Below are 7,389 nucleotides of genomic sequence, written 5' to 3'. Positions count from 1 at the left end.
TTTAGTTTCGCCATTTTCAGACTTAGTAACTTTCCCATTTTCAATAGTGTGGGTTACTGGTGTTTCTTTTTCACCAAGTTCTCCATCTTGTACTACTTTGACTTCGCCTGGTTTTAATTCATTGTTAACTTTGTATTCTGTTTCAAATTCAACAGCTTCAGTTTTCTTAGTTTCGAAAGTACCTGTGAAGTCTTCATCACCAACTAAAATAACAGCTTTCTTTGGTTCTCTGATTGTCTTAAATTCAGATTCATCTGTTACTTTTGAGTTCTCAATTATAAGGGTTCTTTCTTTAAGTCCACTTTCACCAGTTTGTTGTACACCATTAATTTCGGCATATTTCCATTCACCCTTCTTAAGTGATGGGTCTTTTCTGACTTCAATTTCAAATGGAATGGTTTCAACATCTTTGTATTGACCATCTGTCTTAGAACCTACTCTAATTTTCCGAATAACAGGATCTTTTATTACATTGGTTACGCCACGATTTTCTTCGCTTGCCTCACCATTGGTGATTGTTCTAGTTATCTTGGTTTCTTGTTCTCCAAGTTCACCTTTTTGATCTTCGACAATTTCACCTGGTTTTAGATTTGGGTCAACTGTTACTTCTGTTTCAAATGGAATTGGGTCCTTATCAACATAATTAATCTCACCAGTGAAATCTTGGCTACCAACTTCAATAATCTCTTTAACTGGAGATTTTGTTATAGCAGCATCAGAAGTCTCAGTTACTTTAGAATTTTCTATCGTAATTGTGTATTTTTCTTCCCCGACTTCACCTTTTTGAACAACTTTGTGTTCGCCCTTCTTAAGCTCTGGGTTTACTCTAACCTCTACTTCAAACGGAATCGTATTAGTGTATTCATATGTGCCATTAGATTTTGCAGCTCCCACTTTTACAATTCTCTTAACTGGAGCTTTCGTTTGATGAGTCGCCCCTTCTGTTGACTCGGTTACTTGACCATTCACAATGGTGTGAGTTATGGTTGTTTCTTCCTCACCAAGCTTACCATTTTGAACAACTTCGGTTGTACCTGGTTCGAGTGAATTATCAACAATGTATTCTGTTTCAAACTCAATCGCCTTGGTTTTCTTTGTTTCAAACGCACCGGTGAAATCTTTGCTTCCCACTTTAATAACGGCATCCACAGGTTTAGTTTCAATAGTAGTTGGTTTTCCGACAATCTTCGAGTTATTAATGATCCAAATCGTTACTCTTTCACCATTTTTACCAGGTGTTACTTCTTCATATGTTCCAGCTTTCATTTCGGGATCATATATCACTGTATATTTGAAAGGAATTTCTTCCTTATGTTGATGTGTTCCATCTGTTTTAGATCCAACTCTGACGATTCTTTTTTCTGGTTCTGTACGTTCAAGTTCTTTTTCTTCACTAGACACTTGTTGACCATTTTCAAATTTAGCAATTACCTCATTTTTGATATTTCCTAATTCACCTGGTTTATCCACTGCTATAGTGCCTGAAGCGAGTGTATCGTCGAAAATGATCTCAGTTTCATAAGGAATTTGTTGGTTATAGTCGTACTTAAATTCACCGGTATGCTGTTTCACGCCGATAATTATTTCTTGCTTAGCATTTGTTACCACTGTCTCTTTAACAGATTCGATTTTTCCTGTTTCTGGATTGTATTTATTAGTTACAACGGTCTCAACTTTCCCAGGAATCAAGTCTCCTTTTCTGGCAGTCGTTACTTCCATGTCAGGATCGTATTTATATATAATATCTACCGGCACAGTACTATTTTCTTCTATAGAATTTGTCGCTGGTTTCTTACCAACTCTTATGACATGTTCAATCGGCTCAGTTTTCGCAGTTTCTTCAGATTTTAACTCTCCATCCGCTTGGCCATTTTTTATAGCTTGAGTATATTTAGTTGTCTTAGTTCCTGGTTGACCTTGAGTTACTACTTCACTCTTACCAGCTTCTAGCGTTTCATCTTCAATGACTTTAACGGTAAATGGAATCTCTTCTTTTACTTCGTGACTAAATTCACCGGTAAAGTCTTTTTGACCAACTCTAATGACTGCATTGACTGGATTAGTTATTTCAACTTTTGCTTCTCCGACAATTTCAGAGTTTTTAATCGTCCAGGTTGTTTTCTTAGTACCTTCAGTTCCTTCAACATCAATGACATATTCACCTGCTTTTAAGTTTTCGTCATATGAAATGTCGTATTTGAAAGGAATCTTTTCTTCGTAAGTATGAGTACCTTCAGTATTTCTACCTACTTTAATGACTCTATTAACTGGTGCTTTGGTTTGTTCAAAAGTACCCTCTTCAGTATTTGTTACCTCACCATCAACAATAGTAAGGGTATTGGTTCTAGTCTTTTCACCTGGTGCTCCCTCAATGTCTACTTTTTGTTCACCTGGTTTTAGATTGTCGTCAAATTCTACAATTGTTTCAAATGGTACTTCAACTTTTTCTTCAATCTTATGAGTACCGTCGAGAGTCCCCTTTCCAACGCGGATAATTGCATCTTCTGCTGCTTTAGTGGAAACGGTTGGTTCTCCATCAACTTGAGAGTTTACAATCTTCCAGGTTGTAGTCTTAATTCCTACTGTTCCAGGTTTTACAATTTCGTATTCACCTTTTTTCAAGGTATCTACTTCTTCAACTTTGTATTTAAATGGTATTTCTTCCTTGTGTTCTATTACACCCTCAAAGTCTTTGCCACCTACTTCGATAACAGCATTTTCTGGTTTTGTTTCTTCTACTTTAGTATCTGAAACCTCAGAATTTTCAATGGTATAAGTGGTTTTCTTGCTGCCAACTTTCCCTTTAAGTTCAATATCGCCTATTTTTTTATATCGCCATTCACCTTTTGCTAGTTCGTTATTAACTTCAACTGTTGTTTCGAATGGGATTACTTCATTGTGTACTATCTCACCATCAGTGTTTCTACCTACTTTGATAATTTTCTTAACAGGTTCTGTTGTTATTTTAAAGTCGTCTGTCTTTGTAGCTACAACTTCACCATCTTGGATGGTTAGAGTTGTCGCTCTAGTTTTTTCTCCTGGTTTACCTTCTTGAGTTACTTTTTGTTCCCCTGGTTTAAGACTATCATCAAATTGTACTTCAACTTCAAATGGTACCTCTACTTTTTCTTCAATTTTGTGAGTTCCATCATTTGTGCCTTCACCTACGTAGATAAGACGATCTATTGGATCTGTTAGTTTTTCTTCTTTAGTATCTGTGATTTTTGAATCTTCAATGTTGTAGGTTACCTTCTTGGATCCTTTTTCACCTTCAGTGATGACTTTGATTTCACCTTTTTTAAGTTTCGGATCTTTTTCTACTTTAGTTTCAAAAGGTATTTCTAGAATTTTTTTCAACCGTACCATTTGTACCATAAGCCATAAATTGAACTTCTGTATTCTTTGTGCCAACTTCTAGCTTACCATCTTCTTCATAGTAGTGGGCAGTTACTGGGACATTTAGTAGAGCTCCGTCAACGGTCTTGCCTTCTTCGGCATTTGGTACCGTTACAGTTACCTTACCTGTTGTTTCATCGATTGAAACATTCCAAACATTGCCCTTATCATCTGTGTAGGTATCAGAGTCTAATGTGTATTTACCTGGTCTTCGGTTGTAATGATCTTCGGTATTTAGGATAACATCTGAAGATAGTTCGTCTCCTTCTTGACCAACTTTTGCATTGTAGCGCGGGGTCATATTTGCTTTTTCTTCTATTACGAAGTAAGCATTTACTTCTTCAATGATGTCTTCACCTGGTTTTTGTTCGTCTACATAGTGAGCTATTACCGGTACAGTAAGTTTTTCACCACCATTAAAGGCTGTAGGATCTACTGGTTTTGCAGTCACTTGTCCTGTTTTTTGATCAAGTTTTACAGTCCAATTATTTCCGCTATCGTCTGTAACTAGGTGATTGCCAACCTCGTCTTTGTCAAGAGTACTAGGAAGAGTATAGCTGCTTGGTGGAATTCTCTTCCCATCTTCTGTTACGGTTGCTGGCGATGTTTGTTCTTTAGCAGGATAATTTACCTGGGTTTCATACTCTGGCTTGATGTAATCAGATTCTTGAACAACAAAATGGAACCAGTGAACATCTTTTGATCCGTTGGTATAAGTATACTCAATTGGGATTGCCATAAAGTCTCCGGCCTTAGCTGATTTAGGAGGCGTAATAGTGAAGTTTGCGATATCTCCCTTGTGTAATTCAATCTTCCATTGATCAACTTCTGCTTTGCCCTTGTTTTGGCGTTCTATAAAGTCCATGATCAAATTACCAGAGACTTCTCCCCTAGCTTCTGCTTCATTCATTTCTTCTGCAGATTTGTCTGTTTCACCTGAATTTTCTGGTTCTACAATTCCAACCTTAAAAGGCTCCCCTGGTTTTACCGCTGATGAAGTCACTTTTGTTGTGTCATCACCATTTCCATCTTCGAATTTTTGGTCGTAATATCTTGTATCGTCAAGATTTAAATTAAAGCTACCGATTAAGTTATAATGGTCGTAGCGGTCAATGCCTTGCTTATCGATTGTGACATTCGTTCCTTTATGGTTGATGTCAGCAGTACCGGCACCTGATTCTACATAAGCACCTACTTCACCAAATTGATCTGGTGTTTCTGCTATCGTCTTAAACTCATCAGCTGTTCTAGGCCGAGCAAAGAACTGAACATCAAACGTTTGTAGGCCTTTGAATTCAGGCGTATTGAAGATTGAATTTTCATTGATGACAGTCTTACCATTTTCATCCTTCTTTAGCGCACCTTCCGGCATCTTAATGTGGATATTGCCATTGTCACCAATATAGGCCCTTGCCCCCGATACAATTTTACCTGTAATAGGATTATAGACTTGTCCTACTATTCTTTCTTTTGCATTTTCGTCAATATTATCTACCTTGATCCCGGTATCAATTTCTTGACCTTGGACAAAGTATTTAGACGTTGCGTCATAGTTATTTTTATTCAGCTTGAGCTCTTCAAGTTTGTCATTTTCATTTGGCCATGGGTTGACCTTGTAACCTAAGACGAAGCTATCACCAAAAAACTTAATATTGGGGTTATCTCTAGTGTAATTATCATTAAAGCCAAAAGAAGTAGAGTCGTTATCCTTGTTATTGATATGTTTTAGGGTTTCTTCACTGGCATTATAATCAAGGTTTCTTTGTCGTCCTGCAGCTGTAATTTCTCCATTTTCATTTGGCTTGTAAGTTACCTCCGGAGATTCAGTGGTTAACTTATCTCCTTCGCCCATCATTGATTTGCTTCCTGGATCAACAGGTATAAAGCCAGAATCTGTTACATAAACCTTAGTATAGGTTCTTTGACCGGTCTTCTTATCGATGGTGATTTGATAACCATATTCTCTCTTACTTGGCGATTCTTCAGACGGGTTTTTAAAATTAAATTTTAAACCGTCTTTTTCTACATTCTCATCAGTTCTAAGAAGCGCTTGATTTGTATCTCCACGCTGGAGGTCAGTCTCTTTATAACGTTCATTGTCGTTATAATTTTTAATATTCTTTTCATCTTCAGCATAGTTAGGTTCTGAAGTTGCTGCTGCTCTTTGTTGAGATGCTGCCACTTCTGCTGAAATATCTAATTTTTCTGATTCCGCTTGAACATCAGTGGCACTCGGTTGTGACATTGTGGTAGCAAGTTCATCTTGTACTGTTTCTTCAACCGTATTAGCTTCACGATTTTCTTCGTTAGCTGGTGCTACACTCGCTTCTACTATTGGTTGAGATGAGGCTACTTCTGAAACATCTTGCGTATTCACTACATTGATTTCTTGATTGGTTTCAGTTTCGGCTACTGATTCAGCTGAAGCTTCATCTGAGTGATTATTGGTGTCTGCTTCAGTTGCCTCACTTGAAGCTGCTTCTACCACTGGTGTCTCAGCTGGTGTTTCTTCTACAGTGTTAGCTTCAGGAACTACTTCTGAAACTGGGGCGGTTGTTTCGGATTCTCCTATTACCGATAATGTTCCTTCAACATTTATAATCTCAGCTGCTTCGGCCGCATCAACAGTGGGCGCTTGTCCCGCTAAAAATGCTGAGATCGCAACACTGGCTAAACCGAGAGTGGTTTTACGTAATGTATATCTATATTGCTTATGCATGTCATTCTCCTTACTTTAATATGTTGAAATATTGAAATAAAACCCATTTGTTTACCTATCATAAAACAACAGGTTTCAATCGTTTGTTATTATCTTTAAAAAGATAATATTTAGTACCATCTTTTAATTCATTAAGAATATAATATGCCATTTTTTGCTTATCAATCCTACTCAAACTGCGATAAAACGCCATGATTGATAAGTAAGCTATTTTTTTATTAATGGATTTATGACTGACTCCCCTTGACGAAGATATCAAGTTAGGGAGCGACTGGCCTGTTTTCAGATGACTCTTAACTTAGTAGTATACTGATTGTTACCAAATTTTATGGTTTAATCTTCCATTGACAAATTCGCTTGTCTAAAGTCATCAAACTACCAATTGGTTTTCAGTATAAAAATAAATGATTCCTAATTTTTAAGTTAACCCTACTGTGATTTGATGATTGCTTTTAAATTCTTCTAGTAAAACTACTGTCATTAAGCTAAAAACCATTTCCTTTATTTTTACCTTCCTTACTTTCATCTGTTCATTTGATGATTTCTCCCTATTCATCAAAAATAACTACTGTGACTTCTGGATCTCTCCTATGAATCCTTCATTGAATTTTTAAGTCAATATTTTTCACTTTGAAAAATGACTTGAGTACTTAACGATATAACAATCTAAAGGTTTGATGTTTGTGACGAACTTCTTTAGTTTCTTTCAGTTGGTTACGATTTATTACCGTCAATCCATAAATTATTTGAAAAAGCTTGTCTCTTTAACTTCATAACCATGAAATTCAAGGTATCACAGATTGTCGATGTTATATTTTTACTTAATAAACATCCACTATCATTATTATGTAACGTTTCACTATTTTTTTAAGTTTCCCTTTTATGTTCAATAGTTTCATTATTAAAATCATCTCGGTTGATTTTAACTTTTGAAACAGTGTTTTTTAACTCGAACTTTATAGACTTTACACGTTTACAATCTTGTTATCCGATCGTAAACGTTTTTTCACCCTATAAAGTGTTAAAATCCACTTGATAAAAAATACTCCAATTAATGAAATTTTATTTTCAATTCTACTTATGCTACATTCCCCCTTCAATGTTATATCGTTTAGATAGTAGGTCAAACTATTTTTTTAAGTCCTCTATCAGATTAAAAATAGCATAATAACAACCTCTTATCAATGTTATTTAGTATTCTTAATTAATTTTTAAAAAGTTAAGATTACATTTAAGGTTTTTTTGTAAATGCTAATCTAAAAGTGGTCCAATAA

General features: G+C 35.9%; 2 protein-coding genes. Both read right to left on the bottom strand.

Translation table 11 applies throughout. The features are described 5' to 3' along the window. Window positions 1-3,375, bottom strand: a 3,375-nt coding sequence (locus tag HMPREF2811_RS11630; protein ID WP_210386573.1) for a G5 domain-containing protein, incomplete at its 3' end; no start/stop codon positions are given. Then, window positions 3,329-6,115, bottom strand: a complete 2,787-nt coding sequence (locus tag HMPREF2811_RS11625) for an adhesin domain containing protein (protein WP_071409089.1) — start codon at window positions 6,113-6,115, stop codon at window positions 3,329-3,331. The genes HMPREF2811_RS11630 and HMPREF2811_RS11625, both read right to left, overlap by 47 nt. Window positions 6,116-7,389: the final 1,274 nt, after the last annotated feature.

Origin of the sequence: Globicatella sp. HMSC072A10, from assembly GCF_001811625.1 — a bacterium.
Classification (GTDB): domain Bacteria; phylum Bacillota; class Bacilli; order Lactobacillales; family Aerococcaceae; genus Globicatella; species Globicatella sanguinis.
This window is presented reverse-complemented; position numbering and strand designations above follow the sequence as displayed.